The sequence below is a fragment of the Enterobacter sp. PL_is511 genome (assembly GCF_055816065.1).
In genome coordinates, this window is the sequence record NZ_JBVPGP010000022.1 from 110,465 (window position 1) to 127,475 (window position 17,011).

The window sequence follows — 17,011 nt, forward strand, 5'->3', positions numbered from 1 at the left end:
TTTGCCTCGCCAGTTGTGCAGTTATTAACCAGGACTGTTTATCTCTGTAAATAGAGGGCTTCCGAGTCCTTATATGGAGAGTCCTGGCTTGACAAGCTTTTCCCTCGCTCCGTAAACTCCTTTAGGTGGGAATTTGTGGGTTAAAGTGGTGAGGAGGGGTGAGACTGGCATGTTCCGTGGAGCTACGTTAGTCAATCTCGACAGCAAAGGGCGTTTATCGGTACCAACCCGATACCGCGACCAGCTGATAGAGAACGCTGCGGGTCAAATGGTTTGCACCATTGACATTAACTCCCCCTGCCTGCTGCTTTACCCCTTGCCTGAATGGGAAATTATTGAGCAAAAGCTGTCGCGACTGTCGAGCATGAACCCGCAGGAACGCCGCGTACAGCGGCTGTTATTGGGGCATGCCAGTGAATGTCAGATGGATAACGCTGGGCGATTACTGATTGCCCCTGTGTTGCGGCAACATGCCGGTCTGACCAAAGAAGTGATGCTGGTCGGGCAGTTCAACAAGTTTGAACTGTGGGATGAAACGACCTGGTATCAACAGGTCAAGGAAGATATCGACGCTGAGCAGTCTGATTCCGCGACATTATCGGAACGGCTGCAGGACTTGTCTCTATAAATATGATGGAAAATTATAAACATAAAACGGTGTTACTGGACGAGGCCGTAAACGGCCTGAATATTCGTCCGGATGGCATCTACATTGATGGCACGTTTGGTCGCGGTGGTCACTCACGTTTGATTCTCTCCCAGCTTGGAGAGGAAGGACGTCTGCTGGCAATCGATCGCGATCCGCAGGCTATTGCCGTTGCACAGACCATCAATGACCCACGCTTTTCCATCGTGCATGGACCTTTCTCTGCGCTCGCGGATTATGTCGCTGAGCGCGGCCTGACGGGCAAGATCGACGGGATTCTTCTCGATCTTGGCGTCTCTTCACCCCAACTTGATGATGCTGAACGTGGTTTCTCCTTTATGCGTGATGGTCCGCTGGACATGCGGATGGACCCGACGCGCGGTCAATCTGCCGCTGAGTGGCTACAGACCGCTGACGAAGCCGATATTGCATGGGTCATCAAAACGTTCGGCGAAGAGCGCTTTGGCAAACGTATTGCGCGCGCCATCGTTGAGCGCAATCGCATTGAGCCAATGACCCGCACCAAAGAGTTGGCCGAAGTGATCGCGGCGGCGACACCGGTGAAGGATAAGCACAAACATCCCGCGACCCGTACCTTCCAGGCGGTTCGCATCTGGGTAAACAGTGAACTGGAGGAAATAGAGCTGGCGCTAAAAAGCTCGCTCGACGTGCTGGCCCCGGGTGGGCGGTTATCCATCATCAGCTTCCATTCGCTGGAAGACCGTATTGTGAAACGCTTCATGCGTGAACAAAGCCGCGGTCCGCAGGTGCCAGCGGGGCTGCCGATGACGGAAGAACAACTCAGGAAGCTGGGTGGCCGTCAGTTGCGAGCATTAGGCAAGTTGATGCCGGGCGAAGAAGAAGTGGCAGAGAATCCACGCGCCCGTAGTTCAGTGCTGCGTGTTGCAGAGAGGACGAACGCATGATCGGCAGAGTGACAGAGACCCTAAGCAAAGTTAAGGATTCGTTAGGAAGCAACGAGCGCCATGCCTTGCCTGGCGTGATCGGCGACGATCTTTTGCGGTTTGGGAAACTGCCACTCTGTCTGTTCATTTGCATCATTGTCACGGCAGTTACGGTGGTGACCACCGCCCACCATACACGTTTATTGACTGCGCAACGCGAGCAGATGGTACTGGAACGCGATGCGCTGGATATTGAATGGCGAAATCTGATCCTTGAAGAAAACGCGCTCGGCGATCACAGCCGGGTTGAACGGATCGCAACGGAAAAGCTGCAGCTGCAGCATGTTGATCCTTCGCAGGAAAATATCGTAGTACAAAAATAAGGGAAAACGCGACGCATGAAAGCAGCGGCAAAAACGCTAAAACCAAAACGTCAGGAAGAACAGGCCAACTTTGTCAGTTGGCGTTTTGCGTTGCTTTGCGGCTGCATTTTACTGGCGCTGGGTTTCCTGCTCGGACGCGTGGCCTGGCTACAAATCGTCGCCCCTGACATGCTGGTACGCCAGGGCGATATGCGCTCTCTGCGCGTCCAGGAAGTGTCGACATCCCGTGGGATGATCACCGACCGCTCGGGTCGTCCGCTGGCGGTGAGCGTACCGGTGAAGGCTATCTGGGCCGATCCGAAAGAACTGCATGATGCTGGCGGCATCACGCTTGATAACCGGTGGAAGGCCCTTGCGGATGCGCTGAAGATGCCGCTGGACCAGTTATCTTCACGCGTGAATACCAACCCGAGAGGGCGCTTTATCTATCTGGCGCGTCAGGTGAATCCTGACATGGCGGACTACATCAAAAAATTGAAGCTGCCGGGGATCCATCTGCGCGAAGAATCCCGCCGGTACTATCCATCCGGCGAAGTGACTGCTCACCTCATTGGCTTTACTAACGTTGATAGCCAGGGGATTGAGGGCGTTGAAAAAAGCTTTGATAAATGGCTGACCGGTCAGCCCGGTGAGCGCATTGTGCGTAAAGACCGCTATGGTCGCGTGATCGAGGATATTTCCTCAACGGACAGCCAGGCAGCACACAACCTTGCGCTGAGTATCGATGAGCGGTTACAGGCGCTGGTTTACCGCGAGCTGAACAACGCCGTGGCCTTTAACAAAGCGGAATCGGGCAGTGCCGTGTTAGTTGATGTCAACACGGGTGAAGTGCTGGCGATGGCCAATAGCCCGTCCTACAACCCTAACAATCTTACCGGTACGCAAAAGGATATTATGCGTAACCGTACCATCACCGACGTGTTCGAACCGGGTTCGACCGTTAAGCCGATGGTCGTCATGACTGCACTTCAGCGCGGTATCGTTAATGAAAATACCGTACTGAATACCATTCCTTACCGAATTAACGGTCACGAAATCAAAGACGTGGCGCGCTACAGCGAATTGACCCTGACCGGGGTGTTACAGAAGTCGAGTAACGTCGGTGTTTCAAAGCTGGCGTTAGCGATGCCGTCCTCAGCGTTAGTAGAGACTTACTCACGTTTTGGGCTTGGAAAGGCGACCAATTTGGGGTTGGTCGGAGAACGCAGTGGCTTATATCCTCAAAAACAACGGTGGTCTGACATAGAGAGGGCCACCTTCTCTTTCGGCTACGGGCTAATGGTGACACCGTTACAGTTAGCGCGAGTCTACGCAACGATCGGCAGCTATGGCGTTTATCGTCCGCTGTCGATTACCAAAGTTGATCCACCGGTTCCCGGTGAGCGTATCTTCCCGGAATCGACCGTCCGTACTGTTGTTCATATGATGGAAAGCGTGGCGCTGCCCGGCGGCGGCGGCGTGAAGGCGGCAATCAAAGGTTATCGCATCGCTATCAAGACCGGTACGGCGAAAAAAGTGGGGCCGGATGGCCGCTATATCAACAAATACATTGCCTATACCGCAGGCGTTGCGCCTGCAAGCAATCCGCGTTTTGCGCTGGTGGTCGTTATTAACGATCCACAGGCGGGTAAATACTACGGCGGCGCCGTCTCCGCGCCTGTGTTCGGGGCTATCATGGGCGGCGTGTTACGTACCATGAACATTGAACCGGATGCGCTGGCGACGGGCGAAAAAAGTGAATTTGTAATTAATCAAGGCGAGGGTACAGGTGGCAGATCGTAATTTGCGCGACCTTCTCGCTCCGTGGGTGCCAAATGCACCGGAGCGAGCACTGCGAGAGATGATACTGGACAGCCGCGTGGCTGCTTCTGGCGATCTTTTTGTGGCGGTGGTCGGTCATCAGGCGGACGGGCGTCGTTATATCCCGCAGGCGATTGCGCAAGGTGTGGCTGCCATTATTGCTGAGGCTAAAGATGAGGCAACCGACGGTGAGATCCGTGAAATGCACGGCGTACCGGTCATCTATCTCAGCCAGTTAAACGAACGTCTTTCCGCACTGGCGGGGCGTTTTTATCACGAACCTTCCGACCAGCTGCGCCTGGTTGGCGTGACGGGTACCAACGGTAAAACCACCACCACGCAGCTGATGGCGCAGTGGGCCCAGCTGCTGGGTGAAACCGGTGCGGTGATGGGGACCGTGGGTAATGGCCTGCTGGGCAAAGTGAGCCCGACGGAAAACACCACCGGTTCCGCGGTAGACGTACAGCATGTGCTTGCCGGTCTGGCAGGGCAGGGGGCAACCTTTGCTGCGATGGAAGTCTCTTCGCACGGTCTGGTACAGCACCGCGTCGCGGCGCTGAAATTTGCCGCTTCCGTGTTTACCAATTTGAGCCGCGATCATCTTGATTATCATGGTGATATGGAGCATTACGAAGCCGCGAAATGGCTGCTGTTCTCTACTCACCATTACGGACAAGCCATCATCAACGCCGACGACGAAGTGGGCCGCCGCTGGCTGGCGAAGCTGCCGGATGCGGTTGCAGTGTCGATGGAAGACCATATCAATCCAAACTGCCACGGCCGCTGGCTGAAGGCGGTTGAAGTGAATTACCACGACAGCGGGGCGACAATCCGCTTTGCCTCTTCCTGGGGTGAAGGTGAAATTGAAAGCCGCCTGATGGGCGCGTTTAACGTCAGCAACCTGCTGCTGGCGCTGGCGACGCTGCTGGCGCTGGGGTATCCAATGGCTGAGCTGCTGAAAACCTCAGCACGTCTGCAGCCAGTTTGCGGCCGTATGGAAGTGTTCAGCGCGCCGGGCAAACCGACCGTTGTGGTTGATTATGCCCACACGCCGGACGCGCTGGAAAAAGCGCTGGAAGCGGCGCGCCTGCACTGCACAGGGAAGCTCTGGTGCGTGTTTGGCTGCGGCGGCGATCGCGACAAAGGCAAACGCCCGCTGATGGGGGCTATTGCCGAGCAGTTTGCAGATATTCCGGTAGTCACCGATGACAACCCGCGTACGGAAGAGCCGCGCGCCATCATTAATGACATTCTGGCGGGCATGCTGGACGCGGGCCGCGCTCGCGTGGTGGAAGGCCGTGCGGAAGCCGTGACTAACACCATCATGCAAGCGCGGGAGAATGATGTTGTCCTGCTGGCGGGTAAAGGCCATGAAGATTATCAGATCGTTGGCAATCGCCGTCTGGACTACTCGGACCGCGTAACGGCAGCACGTCTGCTGGGAGTCGTGGCATGATTAGCATCACGTTAAGCCAGGCCGCTGCCATTCTGCAGGGCGACCTGCACGGGCAAGACCTGACGATTGATGCCGTCACGACGGACACCCGCAAAATCACCGCAGGCTGTCTGTTTGTGGCGCTGAAAGGCGAGCGTTTTGACGCGCATGATTTTGCTGAACAGGCCAAAGAGAACGGCGCCGGTGCGCTGCTGGTCAGCCGCAAGCTGGATATCGAACTGCCGCAAATTGTGGTGAAAGATACGCGTCTCGCGTTCGGTGAGCTGGCCGCCTGGGTCCGTCAGCAGGTCCCTGCGCGCGTTGTCGCCCTGACCGGATCATCAGGCAAGACGTCGGTGAAAGAGATGACGGCGGCGATCCTCAGCCAGTGCGGGAATACGCTTTATACCGCGGGCAACCTCAATAATGACATCGGCGTGCCGATGACATTACTCCGCCTGACCAAAGAACATGAATTTGCGGTGATCGAGTTAGGGGCAAACCACCAGGGCGAAATCGCCTGGACCGTGAGCCTGACTCGCCCGGAAGCCGCACTGGTGAATAACCTCGCGGCTGCGCATCTGGAAGGCTTTGGCTCGCTGGAAGGCGTAGCAAAAGCCAAAGGTGAGATTTACACCGGCCTGCCGGATGACGGTATCGCCATCCTGAACGCCGATAACAACGACTGGCTGAACTGGCAGAGCATTATTGGTTCGCGTAAAACCTGGCGCTTCTCGCCGAATGCGGTCAACAGTGATTTTACCGCGACCAATATCCATGTGACGTCGCACGGCACAGAGTTCACCCTCACCACCCCAACGGGTGGTGTCGATGTGCTGCTGCCGCTGCCGGGTCGCCATAACATCGCCAATGCGCTTGCGGCGGCGGCGTTGTCGACGGCGGTGGGCGCGTCGCATGAAGCGATTAAAACCGGGCTGGCGAACCTGAAAGCCGTGCCGGGACGTCTGTTCCCGATTCAGCTTTCGGAAAATAAGCTGCTGCTGGATGACTCCTACAACGCGAACGTTGGCTCGATGACGGCGGCGGTGCAGGTGTTATCTGAAATGCCGGGCTATCGCGTCATGGTGGTTGGCGATATGGCAGAGCTGGGCGACGAAAGCGAAGCCTGTCATATCCAGGTCGGTGAAGCGGCGAAAGCGGCGGGGCTGGACTGTGTGCTGAGCGCAGGAAAACTGAGCCAGGCGATTAGCTATGCCAGCGGCGTTGGCGAGCATTTTGCTGACAAAGCCGCGTTGATAGAGCGCCTTAAAGCGTTGATTGCAGAAAAACAAATTGTGACTGTGTTAGTGAAAGGTTCACGTAGTGCCGCCATGGAAGAGGTTGTGCACGCATTACAGGAGAACGGGACATGTTAGTTTGGCTGGCCGAACATTTGGTCAAATATTATTCAGGCTTTAACGTCTTTTCATATCTGACGTTTCGCGCCATCGTCAGCCTGCTGACTGCGCTGTTCATCTCGTTGTGGATGGGCCCGCGCATGATTGCCCGTCTGCAAAAACTCTCTTTCGGTCAGGTTGTACGTAACGACGGTCCGGAATCGCACTTCAGCAAACGCGGTACGCCGACCATGGGCGGGATCATGATCCTGACCGCCATCGTCGTTTCCGTGCTGCTGTGGGCCTATCCCTCCAACCCGTACGTCTGGTGCGTTCTGACGGTACTGGTGGGTTACGGGATCATCGGTTTTGTTGATGATTACCGCAAAGTTGTTCGTAAAGACACCAAAGGCCTGATTGCCCGCTGGAAATATTTCTGGATGTCGGTGATTGCGCTGGGCGTGGCCTTCGCGCTGTATCTGGCCGGGAAAGATACGCCAGCCACCGAGCTGGTCGTGCCGTTCTTTAAAGACGTGATGCCACAGCTGGGGCTGTTCTACATCCTGCTGGCCTACTTTGTGATTGTCGGTACCGGCAACGCCGTAAACCTGACCGACGGTCTGGATGGCCTGGCCATTATGCCAACCGTCTTTGTGGCCGCCGGTTTTGCGCTGGTGGCATGGGCGACCGGTAACATGAACTTTGCGAACTACCTGCACATCCCTTATCTGCGCCACGCGGGTGAGCTGGTGATCGTCTGTACGGCGATCGTCGGCGCGGGGCTGGGCTTCCTGTGGTTCAACACCTATCCGGCGCAGGTCTTTATGGGGGACGTCGGTTCTCTGGCTTTGGGCGGTGCGCTCGGCATTATCGCCGTACTGCTGCGTCAGGAGTTCCTGCTGGTGATCATGGGCGGCGTGTTTGTGGTTGAAACCCTGTCGGTGATTTTGCAGGTCGGTTCCTTCAAGCTGCGCGGTCAGCGCATCTTCCGTATGGCGCCGATTCACCACCACTATGAACTGAAAGGCTGGCCGGAGCCGCGCGTGATTGTGCGCTTCTGGATTATTTCGCTGATGCTGGTGCTGATTGGCCTGGCAACGCTGAAGGTACGTTAATCATGGCAGATTACCAGGGCAAAAAAGTCGTTATCATCGGGCTGGGCCTTACGGGGCTCTCCTGCGTGGACTTTTTCCTCGCGCGTGGCGTGACGCCGCGCGTGATGGATACGCGTGTCTCTCCGCCGGGTCTGGACAAACTGCCTGAACAGGTTGAACGCCACCTTGGTGGTCTGAATGATGACTGGCTGCTGGCAGCCGATCTGATTGTCGCCAGCCCGGGAATGGCGCTGGCGCATCCTTCACTGAGCGCTGCCGCGGATGCGGGCGTTGAGATTATCGGCGATATTGAGCTGTTCTGCCGCGAAGCGCAGGCGCCCGTTATCGCCATTACCGGTTCTAACGGTAAAAGCACCGTCACTACCCTGGTGGGTGAAATGGCGAAAGCGGCGGGCATGAACGTCGGCGTTGGCGGTAACATTGGTTTACCCGCTCTGATGCTGCTGGACAAAGGCTGTGAGCTGTATGTTCTCGAGCTTTCCAGCTTCCAGCTGGAAACAACCTCCAGCCTGCACGCTGCGGCTGCGACAATCCTCAACGTGACTGAAGATCACATGGACAGATATCCATTTGGTCTGCAGCAGTACCGTGCCGCCAAGCTGCGCGTTTATGAGAATGCCAAAGTCTGCGTAGTGAATGCCGATGATGCGCTGACCATGCCGGTGCGTGGCGCAGACGATCGCTGCATCAGCTTCGGTATTACGATGGGGGATTACCACCTGAACCGCCAGCTGGGCGAAACCTGGCTGCGCGTGAAGGGTGAGAAAGTGCTGAACGTGAAAGAGATGAAGCTCACTGGTCAGCACAACTATACCAATGCCCTGGCGGCGCTGGCGCTGGCAGATGCAGTAGGGTTGCCACGCTCCTCCAGCCTGAAAGCATTAACCACGTTTTCTGGGCTGGCACACCGTTTCCAGCTGGCGCTGGAGCACAACGGCGTACGCTGGATCAACGATTCTAAAGCCACCAACGTGGGCAGCACGGAGGCCGCGCTGAACGGCCTGCACGTTGACGGCACGCTGCATTTGCTGCTGGGCGGCGACGGTAAATCAGCGGATTTCTCCTCCCTGAAACCGTATCTTTCCGGTGATAACGTCCGTCTGTACTGCTTCGGCCGTGACGGCAGCGAGCTGGCTGCACTGCGCCCTGAGGTCGCCGAGCAAACCGAAACCATGGAACAGGCGATGCGGCTGATTGCTCCTCGCGTGAAGCCAGGCGATATGGTGCTGCTCTCTCCGGCCTGCGCCAGCCTCGATCAATTCAAGAATTTCGAACAGCGTGGTGATGTCTTTACCCGCCTGGCGAAGGAGTTAGGCTGATGCGTTTATCTCTCCCTCGCCTGAAAATGCCGCGCCTGCCAGGATTTGGGATCCTGGTGTGGTTGTTTGCGGCACTCAAAGGCTGGGTGATGGGCTCTCGTCAAAAAGATAACGATAGCCTGGTCATGTACGATCGCACGCTGTTCTGGCTCACGATGGGGCTGGCAGCGGTCGGCTTTATTATGGTGACGTCAGCCTCAATGCCTGTCGGGCAGCGTCTGGCGAACGATCCTTTCCTGTTTGCCAAGCGTGATGGTCTGTACATCATCCTGGCATTTTGCCTGGCGCTGGTGACCTTGCGTCTGCCAATGGAGTTCTGGCAGCGGCACAGTACGGCGATGCTGATCGCCTCGATTATTATGCTGCTGATCGTACTGGTGGTGGGGAGCTCTGTTAACGGGGCATCGCGCTGGATCGCCTTTGGCCCGCTGCGTATTCAACCTGCGGAATTTACCAAGCTCTCCCTGTTCTGCTACCTGGCTAACTACCTGGTGCGTAAGGTAGATGAAGTGCGTAACAACCTGCGCGGCTTCTTAAAACCGATGGGCGTGATTCTGGTGCTGGCGGTATTACTGCTGGCGCAGCCTGACCTCGGTACCGTTGTCGTGCTGTTCGTTACCACCCTGGCGATGCTGTTCCTGGCGGGCGCGAAGCTGTGGCAGTTCATCGCTATCATCGGAATGGGGATTTCGGCGGTTGTGCTGCTGATCCTCGCCGAGCCTTACCGTATTCGCCGTGTAACCTCGTTCTGGAACCCGTGGGAAGATCCGTTCGGCAGCGGTTATCAGCTGACTCAGTCGCTGATGGCCTTTGGTCGCGGCGAAGTCTGGGGACAGGGTCTGGGTAACTCGGTACAGAAACTGGAGTATTTACCGGAAGCGCACACTGACTTCATCTTCTCCATTATTGCGGAAGAACTGGGTTATATCGGTGTGGTATTAGCGCTATTAATGGTATTCTTCGTCGCTTTCCGCGCCATGTCCATCGGCCGGAAAGCGCTGGAGATCGATCACCGCTTCTCAGGATTCTTAGCCTGTTCAATTGGTATCTGGTTTAGCTTCCAGGCATTGGTTAACGTCGGGGCCGCAGCGGGTATGCTGCCGACCAAAGGTCTGACGTTGCCGTTGATCAGTTATGGTGGTTCCAGTCTGTTGATTATGTCGACGGCCATCATGTTTTTGTTGCGTATAGATTATGAGACGCGTCTGGAAAAAGCCCAGGCGTTTACACGAGGTTCACGATGAATCAACCGAAGCGGTTAATGGTGATGGCAGGCGGTACCGGCGGACACGTGTTCCCGGGACTGGCGGTTGCGCACCATTTAATGGATCAGGGCTGGCAGGTACGCTGGCTGGGAACCGCAGACCGCATGGAAGCCGATCTGGTACCGAAGCACGGTATCGAGATCGACTTTATTCGTATTTCCGGCCTTCGGGGCAAAGGCCTTAAGGCAATGCTGCTGGCACCGGTGCGTATTTTTAACGCATGGCGTCAGGCGCGCACCATCATGAAGCGCTTTAAGCCGGATGTGGTGCTGGGCATGGGCGGCTATGTCTCGGGGCCTGGCGGGCTGGCGGCGTGGTCGTTAGGTATTCCCGTTGTGCTGCATGAGCAGAACGGTATTGCCGGTCTGACCAACAAGTGGCTGGCGAAAATCGCCACCAAAGTTATGCAGGCGTTTCCCGGCGCGTTCCCGAAAGCGGACGTCGTAGGTAACCCGGTGCGTGTGGACGTGCTGGCGCTGCCGCTGCCGGACGCTCGTCTGACGGGCCGTGAAGGGCCGGTGCGTGTACTGGTCGTCGGCGGCTCTCAGGGCGCGCGTATCTTAAACCAGACGATGCCGCAGGTTGCCGCAAAGCTGGGGGATGCCGTGACGATCTGGCACCAGAGCGGAAAAGGCGCTCAGCAGACCGTTGAGCAGGCTTACTCAGACGAAGGTCAGCCGCAGCATAAAGTCACAGAGTTTATCGACGACATGGCGGCAGCGTATGCCTGGGCCGATGTCGTGGTCTGTCGTTCAGGCGCGCTGACGGTGAGCGAGATCGCCGCCGCCGGTCTGCCTGCCCTGTTTGTGCCGTTCCAGCACAAAGACCGACAGCAGTACTGGAATGCGCTGCCGCTTGAGAAAGCCGGTGCCGCGAAGATATTTGAGCAGCCACAATTTACCGCCGACGCGGTCGCCACCACCCTGGCGGGCTGGAACAGAGACGCACTGCTGGAGATGGCGCAACGCGCGCGCGCGGCCGCTATCCCTGATGCGACGGAACGGGTGGCAAAAGAAGTGAGCCTGGCAGCCCAGGCTTAACCCTCGCAGCGCGTGAAGCGCGGCACGAATTTTAAGTAGTCGATGGCGTTTAGAGAATGAATACACAACAACTGGCAAAACTGCGTTCAATCGTGCCCGAGATGCGTCGCGTCCGGCACATTCACTTTGTTGGCATCGGTGGTGCTGGCATGGGCGGTATTGCCGAAGTGTTAGCTAACGAAGGCTATCAGATCAGCGGGTCTGACCTGGCGCCAAACCCTGTTACGCAGCAGCTGGCATCGCTTGGGGCGACTATCTATTTCAACCATCGTCCGGAAAACGTGCGCGATGCGAGCGTGGTGGTGGTCTCAAGCGCCATTTCCTCTGACAACCCGGAAATCGTTGCCGCGCATGAAGCGCGCATTCCGGTGATCCGCCGTGCTGAAATGCTGGCGGAACTGATGCGTTTCCGTCACGGCATTGCCATTGCCGGGACCCACGGTAAAACCACGACCACGGCGATGGTCTCCAGTATTTATGCGGAAGCGGGTCTCGATCCGACCTTCGTCAACGGCGGTCTGGTCAAAGCCGCAGGCGTACATGCGCGTCTGGGCCACAGCCGTTATCTGATTGCCGAAGCGGATGAGAGCGACGCGTCGTTCCTGCACCTGCAGCCAATGGTGGCGATTGTCACCAACATCGAAGCTGACCATATGGATACCTACCAGGGCGACTTCGAAAACCTAAAGCAGACCTTCATCAACTTCCTGCACAACCTGCCGTTCTATGGACGCGCGGTGATGTGCGTAGACGATCCGGTGATCCGCGAGCTGCTGCCGCGCGTGGGTCGTCAAATCACCACTTACGGCTTCAGCGAAGACGCTGACGTTCGCGTGGAAGAGTACAAACAGATTGGTGCGCAGGGGCATTTCACGCTGGCGCGTCAGGACAAAGAACTGCTGCACGTCACGCTGAATGCGCCAGGTCGTCATAACGCCCTCAATGCCGCAGCGGCAGTGGCCGTCGCGACGGAAGAAGGCATTGATGATGATGCGATTCTGCGCGCGCTGGAAAGCTTCCAGGGCACCGGCCGTCGTTTCGACTTCCTCGGTGAATTCCCGCTGGACGCCGTGAACGGTAAAGCCGGCACAGCGATGCTGGTGGACGACTACGGCCACCATCCGACCGAAGTGGACGCCACCATCAAAGCCGCACGTGCAGGCTGGCCTGACAAGAATCTGGTGATGATCTTCCAGCCGCACCGCTTCACGCGTACGCGCGATCTGTACGACGATTTCGCCAGCGTCCTTTCACAGGTCGATACACTGTTAATGCTGGATGTTTATTCAGCGGGCGAAACTCCGATTCCGGGCGCAGACAGTCGTTCTTTATGTCGCACCATCCGTGGACGCGGTAAAGTTGACCCTATTCTGGTTTCTGACCCTGCACAGGTGGCGGAAATTCTGGCTCCGGTCCTGACAGGTAACGATTTGATTCTGATTCAGGGCGCGGGAAATATCGGCAAAATCGCCCGTACCTTAGCTGAAATCAAACTGAAGCCGCAAACTCAGGAGGATGAGCATCATGGCTGATAAGATTGCTGTCCTGTCTGGCGGCACCTCCGCCGAGCGTGAGGTTTCCCTGAATTCCGGCGCGGCTGTGCTCGCGGGCCTGCGTGAAGGGGGCGTCAATGCGCACCTGGTCGACCCAAAAGAGGTCGACGTGACGCAATTAAAAGCCATGGGTTTCGATAAAGTCTTTATCGCTTTGCATGGTCGCGGCGGTGAAGATGGCACCCTGCAGGGGCTTCTGGATTTGATCGGCATGCCGTACACCGGCAGCGGCGTGATGGCCTCCGCTATCTCTATGGATAAACTGCGCAGCAAACTCCTGTGGCAGGGCGCTGGGTTACCCGTTGCGCCATGGGTTGCACTGACGCGTCGCGAATTTGAATTGGGCCTGCCGGATAGCGTTAATACACACATTGCTGAACTGGGCTTACCGGTTGTTGTAAAGCCCAGCCGGGAAGGCTCCAGTGTGGGAATGTCCAAAGTCGACAAAGCTGAAGATCTTTCGTCCGCTTTAGCACTGGCATTTCAACATGATGAAGAAGTTCTGATTGAAAAATGGCTCAGCGGGCCAGAATTTACCGTCGCGATGCTTGGCGAAGAAATTTTACCGTCAATCCGTATCCAACCGGCCGGAACCTTCTATGATTATGAGGCGAAGTATCTCTCTGATGAGACGCAATATTTCTGCCCTTGTGGTCTTGAAGCCGAGCGTGAAGCAGATTTACAGTCCCTGGTGCTTAAAGCCTGGCATGTTCTGGGTTGCCGCGGCTGGGGACGCATCGACGTGATGCAGGACAGTGATGGGCAATTTTATTTGCTGGAAGCCAATACCTCTCCGGGAATGACCAGTCACAGCCTTGTGCCGATGGCTGCGCGTCAGGCGGGGATGAGTTTCTCGCAGTTAGTCGTACGCATTCTGGACCAGGCGGGCTGATATGTCTCAGGCTGCATTGAACACGCGCAACCGCGATGACGAGGACGAATACACCTCTTCACGCCGCAGTAATGGAACGCGTCTTGCAGGCATCATTTTCCTGCTCGGGGTGTTGTGCACTGTGTTTATCAGCGGCTGGATGGTCCTGGGCTGGATGGAAGATGCGCAGCGGTTGCCGCTCTCTAAGCTGGTGGTCACCGGCGAGCGCCACTACACGCGTAACGACGATATTCGTCAGTCAATACTGGCGCTGGGCTCGCCTGGCACCTTTATGACGCAGGACGTCAATATTATCCAGAGCCAGATAGAACGTCTGCCATGGATAAAACAGGCGAGCGTAAGAAAGCAATGGCCTGATGAATTGAAGATTCATCTGGTTGAATATGTGCCCATTGCGCGTTGGAATGATCAGCACATGGTTGACGTAGACGGAAATTCCTTCAGCGTCCCGACCGATCGTGTCAACAAGCAAAATTTACCGATGTTGTATGGCCCTGAAGGCAGCGAAAACGAAGTGTTACAGGGTTTTCGCGAAATGGGTCAGGTGCTGGCGAAGGACAGGTTTACGTTAAAAGATGCTGCCATGACGGCGCGCCGTTCCTGGCAGCTGACGTTAACGAACGGCATTAAGCTCAACCTGGGACGCGGAGACACAATGAAGCGTCTGGCGCGTTTTGTCGAACTTTACCCGGTTTTACAGCAGCAGGCACAGACTGACGGCAAACGGATAAGCTACGTTGATTTGCGCTATGACTCAGGCGCAGCAGTCGGTTGGGTACCGGCTCCGGTCGAGGAACCTAATCAGCAACAGAATCAGGCACAGGTACAGGCAGAACAACAATGATCAAGGCGACGGACAGAAAACTGGTAGTTGGACTGGAGATTGGCACCGCGAAGGTTGCCGCTTTAGTAGGGGAAGTTCTGCCCGACGGTATGGTCAATATCATTGGCGTAGGCAGTTGCCCGTCCCGTGGTATGGATAAAGGTGGGGTAAACGATCTTGAATCGGTGGTGAAATGCGTTCAGCGCGCCATCGATCAGGCTGAATTGATGGCAGATTGCCAGATTTCTTCTGTCTATCTGGCCCTTTCTGGTAAGCACATTAGCTGCCAGAACGAAATTGGTATGGTGCCGATTTCTGAGGAAGAAGTCACGCAGGAAGACGTTGAAAACGTCGTGCACACGGCGAAGTCCGTGCGCGTCCGCGATGAGCATCGCGTGCTGCATGTCATCCCGCAGGAATATGCGATTGACTACCAGGAAGGGATCAAGAACCCGGTCGGTCTTTCTGGCGTACGTATGCAGGCAAAAGTGCACCTGATCACATGTCACAACGATATGGCGAAGAACATTGTAAAAGCCGTTGAACGTTGTGGCCTGAAAGTTGACCAACTTATTTTCGCGGGTCTGGCGGCAAGTTATTCCGTGCTGACCGAAGATGAACGTGAACTGGGTGTCTGTGTGGTCGATATTGGTGGTGGTACAATGGATATTGCCGTATATACCGGCGGTGCGTTGCGCCACACCAAAGTGATCCCGTACGCAGGGAACGTCGTGACCAGCGATATTGCTTACGCTTTTGGTACGCCGCCGAGCGATGCAGAAGCGATTAAAGTGCGCCACGGCTGTGCGCTGGGGTCTATTGTTGGCAAAGATGAGAGCGTTGAAGTGCCGAGCGTTGGTGGTCGTCCACCGCGCAGCCTGCAGCGCCAGACGTTGGCAGAGGTGATTGAGCCGCGCTATACCGAGCTGCTCAACCTGGTCAACGAAGAGATTTTACAGTTACAGGAACAGCTTCGTCAGCAGGGCGTTAAACATCATCTTGCGGCGGGGATTGTATTAACCGGCGGCGCAGCGCAAATTGAAGGTCTTGCGGCCTGTGCACAGCGCGTGTTCCATACGCAGGTGCGTATTGGTGCGCCGCTGAATATCACCGGTTTAACGGATTATGCTCAGGAGCCGTATTATTCAACGGCCGTGGGCCTGCTCCACTACGGGAAGGAATCTCATCTCAGTGGTGAAGCAGAAGTGGAAAAACGCGTCTCAGTGGGGTCGTGGGTCAAACGACTGAACAACTGGTTGCGAAAAGAGTTTTAATTTTTTTAAGAGACCGGAGAGAATTAGCGGTCTCGGGCGACAGGCACAACGGAGAGAGAAATTATGTTTGAACCTATGGAACTGACCAACGACGCGGTGATTAAAGTCATCGGCGTCGGTGGCGGCGGCGGTAACGCCGTAGAGCATATGGTGCGTGAACGCATTGAGGGTGTTGAGTTCTTCGCAGTTAACACCGATGCACAGGCACTGCGTAAAACGGCTGTAGGCCAGACTATCCAGATCGGCGGTGGTATCACCAAAGGGCTGGGAGCAGGGGCTAACCCGGAAGTGGGTCGCAATGCGGCTGAAGAAGATCGTGAAGCCCTGCGCGCTGCACTGGAAGGTGCGGACATGGTCTTCATCGCAGCAGGTATGGGTGGCGGTACCGGTACCGGCGCAGCACCTGTTGTGGCTGAAGTGGCAAAAGATTTAGGTATCCTGACCGTTGCTGTCGTGACCAAGCCTTTCAACTTTGAAGGCAAGAAGCGTATGGCGTTCGCGGAGCAGGGTATCACCGAGCTGTCCAAGCATGTGGACTCGCTGATCACCATCCCGAACGATAAGCTGTTGAAAGTTCTGGGGCGCGGTATCTCCCTGCTGGACGCATTCGGTGCAGCAAACGACGTGCTGAAAGGTGCGGTTCAGGGTATCGCTGAACTGATTACCCGTCCTGGCCTGATGAACGTTGACTTTGCAGACGTTCGCACCGTGATGTCCGAAATGGGCTACGCGATGATGGGCTCTGGCGTGGCGAGCGGTGAAGACCGTGCAGAAGAAGCGGCTGAAATGGCTATCTCTTCTCCACTGCTGGAAGATATCGATCTGTCTGGTGCGCGCGGCGTGCTGGTCAACATTACCGCTGGCTTCGACCTGCGTCTGGATGAGTTCGAAACCGTGGGTAACACTATCCGTGCGTTCGCCTCTGACAACGCTACCGTGGTAATCGGTACTTCCCTTGACCCTGAAATGAACGACGAGCTGCGTGTTACCGTTGTTGCGACCGGTATCGGTATGGACAAACGTCCTGAGATCACCTTAGTGACCAACAAGCAGACTCAGCAACCGGTAATGGATCGTTACCAGCAGCACGGTATGTCTCCTCTGACTCAGGAGCAGAAACCGGCCGCGAAAGTGGTGAATGACCCAACGCCGCAAACGGCGAAAGAGCCAGATTATCTGGATATCCCGGCGTTCCTGCGTAAGCAAGCTGACTAAGAATTGGCT

15 protein-coding genes are annotated in these 17,011 nt (G+C 56.2%); all 15 read left to right on the forward strand.

Going from position 1 to position 17,011, the window contains the following annotated elements:
• Positions 1-169 precede the first annotated feature (169 nt).
• On the forward strand, positions 170-628 hold the full coding sequence (gene mraZ, locus AC0TN7_RS11570) for a division/cell wall cluster transcriptional repressor MraZ (protein WP_021240528.1): 459 nt from the start codon (positions 170-172) through the stop codon (positions 626-628).
• Between the two features lie 2 nt (positions 629-630).
• Positions 631-1,572: a 16S rRNA (cytosine(1402)-N(4))-methyltransferase RsmH gene (rsmH, locus tag AC0TN7_RS11575; protein WP_021240527.1), complete on the forward strand. Its 942-nt coding sequence runs from the start codon at positions 631-633 to the stop codon at positions 1,570-1,572.
• Positions 1,569-1,934, forward strand: a complete 366-nt coding sequence (ftsL, locus tag AC0TN7_RS11580) for a cell division protein FtsL (RefSeq protein WP_008501989.1) — start codon at positions 1,569-1,571, stop codon at positions 1,932-1,934. Before rsmH ends, ftsL begins: the two co-directional genes overlap by 4 nt.
• A gap of 15 nt (positions 1,935-1,949) precedes the next feature.
• On the forward strand, positions 1,950-3,716 hold the full coding sequence (locus tag AC0TN7_RS11585; protein WP_024907454.1) for a peptidoglycan glycosyltransferase FtsI: 1,767 nt from the start codon (positions 1,950-1,952) through the stop codon (positions 3,714-3,716).
• Positions 3,703-5,190 (forward strand): UDP-N-acetylmuramoyl-L-alanyl-D-glutamate--2,6-diaminopimelate ligase, encoded by a 1,488-nt coding sequence (gene murE, locus AC0TN7_RS11590; RefSeq protein ID WP_032649816.1) that lies wholly within the window; start codon positions 3,703-3,705, stop codon positions 5,188-5,190. Before AC0TN7_RS11585 ends, murE begins: the two co-directional genes overlap by 14 nt.
• Positions 5,187-6,545 carry a UDP-N-acetylmuramoyl-tripeptide--D-alanyl-D-alanine ligase gene (gene murF / locus AC0TN7_RS11595; RefSeq protein WP_473702163.1) on the forward strand — a complete coding sequence of 453 codons (1,359 nt, stop codon included), beginning with the start codon at positions 5,187-5,189 and terminating at the stop codon, positions 6,543-6,545. Before murE ends, murF begins: the two co-directional genes overlap by 4 nt.
• Positions 6,539-7,621 carry a phospho-N-acetylmuramoyl-pentapeptide-transferase gene (mraY, locus tag AC0TN7_RS11600; protein ID WP_008501985.1) on the forward strand — a complete coding sequence of 361 codons (1,083 nt, stop codon included), beginning with the start codon at positions 6,539-6,541 and terminating at the stop codon, positions 7,619-7,621. The genes murF and mraY overlap by 7 nt, the downstream gene beginning before the upstream one ends.
• 2 nt (positions 7,622-7,623) lie before the next feature.
• Positions 7,624-8,940 (forward strand): UDP-N-acetylmuramoyl-L-alanine--D-glutamate ligase, encoded by a 1,317-nt coding sequence (murD, locus tag AC0TN7_RS11605; RefSeq protein ID WP_024907457.1) that lies wholly within the window; start codon positions 7,624-7,626, stop codon positions 8,938-8,940.
• Positions 8,940-10,184, forward strand: coding sequence for a cell division protein FtsW (gene ftsW, locus AC0TN7_RS11610; RefSeq protein ID WP_048989648.1), 1,245 nt, complete (start codon positions 8,940-8,942; stop codon positions 10,182-10,184). Before murD ends, ftsW begins: the two co-directional genes overlap by 1 nt.
• Positions 10,181-11,245 (forward strand): undecaprenyldiphospho-muramoylpentapeptide beta-N-acetylglucosaminyltransferase, encoded by a 1,065-nt coding sequence (gene murG / locus AC0TN7_RS11615; RefSeq protein ID WP_061715969.1) that lies wholly within the window; start codon positions 10,181-10,183, stop codon positions 11,243-11,245. The genes ftsW and murG overlap by 4 nt, the downstream gene beginning before the upstream one ends.
• A 56-nt stretch (positions 11,246-11,301) precedes the next feature.
• Positions 11,302-12,777: a UDP-N-acetylmuramate--L-alanine ligase gene (murC, locus tag AC0TN7_RS11620; protein ID WP_032649810.1), complete on the forward strand. Its 1,476-nt coding sequence runs from the start codon at positions 11,302-11,304 to the stop codon at positions 12,775-12,777.
• Positions 12,770-13,690 (forward strand): D-alanine--D-alanine ligase, encoded by a 921-nt coding sequence (locus AC0TN7_RS11625; protein ID WP_473702164.1) that lies wholly within the window; start codon positions 12,770-12,772, stop codon positions 13,688-13,690. Before murC ends, AC0TN7_RS11625 begins: the two co-directional genes overlap by 8 nt.
• Position 13,691: 1 nt before the next feature.
• A complete protein-coding gene (gene ftsQ, locus AC0TN7_RS11630; RefSeq protein WP_024907461.1) occupies positions 13,692-14,534 on the forward strand; it encodes a cell division protein FtsQ in 843 nt (280 codons plus the stop codon).
• Positions 14,531-15,787, forward strand: coding sequence for a cell division protein FtsA (gene ftsA / locus AC0TN7_RS11635; RefSeq protein ID WP_023334508.1), 1,257 nt, complete (start codon positions 14,531-14,533; stop codon positions 15,785-15,787). Before ftsQ ends, ftsA begins: the two co-directional genes overlap by 4 nt.
• Before the next feature lie 63 nt (positions 15,788-15,850).
• On the forward strand, positions 15,851-17,002 hold the full coding sequence (gene ftsZ, locus AC0TN7_RS11640; RefSeq protein WP_008501978.1) for a cell division protein FtsZ: 1,152 nt from the start codon (positions 15,851-15,853) through the stop codon (positions 17,000-17,002).
• Positions 17,003-17,011 lie beyond the last annotated feature (9 nt).

Bases quoted from the DNA above. Each gene is read 5' to 3' on its own strand.
- ftsL (WP_008501989.1), top strand. From the start codon at position 1,569: ATGATCGGCAGAGTGACAGAGACCCTAAGCAAAGTTAAGGATTCGTTA.
- ftsW (WP_048989648.1), top strand. From the start codon at position 8,940: ATGCGTTTATCTCTCCCTCGCCTGAAAATGCCGCGCCTGCCAGGATTT.
- mraY (WP_008501985.1), top strand. From the start codon at position 6,539: ATGTTAGTTTGGCTGGCCGAACATTTGGTCAAATATTATTCAGGCTTT.
- ftsA (WP_023334508.1), top strand. From the start codon at position 14,531: ATGATCAAGGCGACGGACAGAAAACTGGTAGTTGGACTGGAGATTGGC.
- ftsQ (WP_024907461.1), top strand. From the start codon at position 13,692: ATGTCTCAGGCTGCATTGAACACGCGCAACCGCGATGACGAGGACGAA.
- murD (WP_024907457.1), top strand. From the start codon at position 7,624: ATGGCAGATTACCAGGGCAAAAAAGTCGTTATCATCGGGCTGGGCCTT.
- murF (WP_473702163.1), top strand. From the start codon at position 5,187: ATGATTAGCATCACGTTAAGCCAGGCCGCTGCCATTCTGCAGGGCGAC.
- rsmH (WP_021240527.1), top strand. From the start codon at position 631: ATGATGGAAAATTATAAACATAAAACGGTGTTACTGGACGAGGCCGTA.
- mraZ (WP_021240528.1), top strand. From the start codon at position 170: ATGTTCCGTGGAGCTACGTTAGTCAATCTCGACAGCAAAGGGCGTTTA.
- murG (WP_061715969.1), top strand. From the start codon at position 10,181: ATGAATCAACCGAAGCGGTTAATGGTGATGGCAGGCGGTACCGGCGGA.
- AC0TN7_RS11625 (WP_473702164.1), top strand. From the start codon at position 12,770: ATGGCTGATAAGATTGCTGTCCTGTCTGGCGGCACCTCCGCCGAGCGT.
- ftsZ (WP_008501978.1), top strand. From the start codon at position 15,851: ATGTTTGAACCTATGGAACTGACCAACGACGCGGTGATTAAAGTCATC.
- murC (WP_032649810.1), top strand. From the start codon at position 11,302: ATGAATACACAACAACTGGCAAAACTGCGTTCAATCGTGCCCGAGATG.
- AC0TN7_RS11585 (WP_024907454.1), top strand. From the start codon at position 1,950: ATGAAAGCAGCGGCAAAAACGCTAAAACCAAAACGTCAGGAAGAACAG.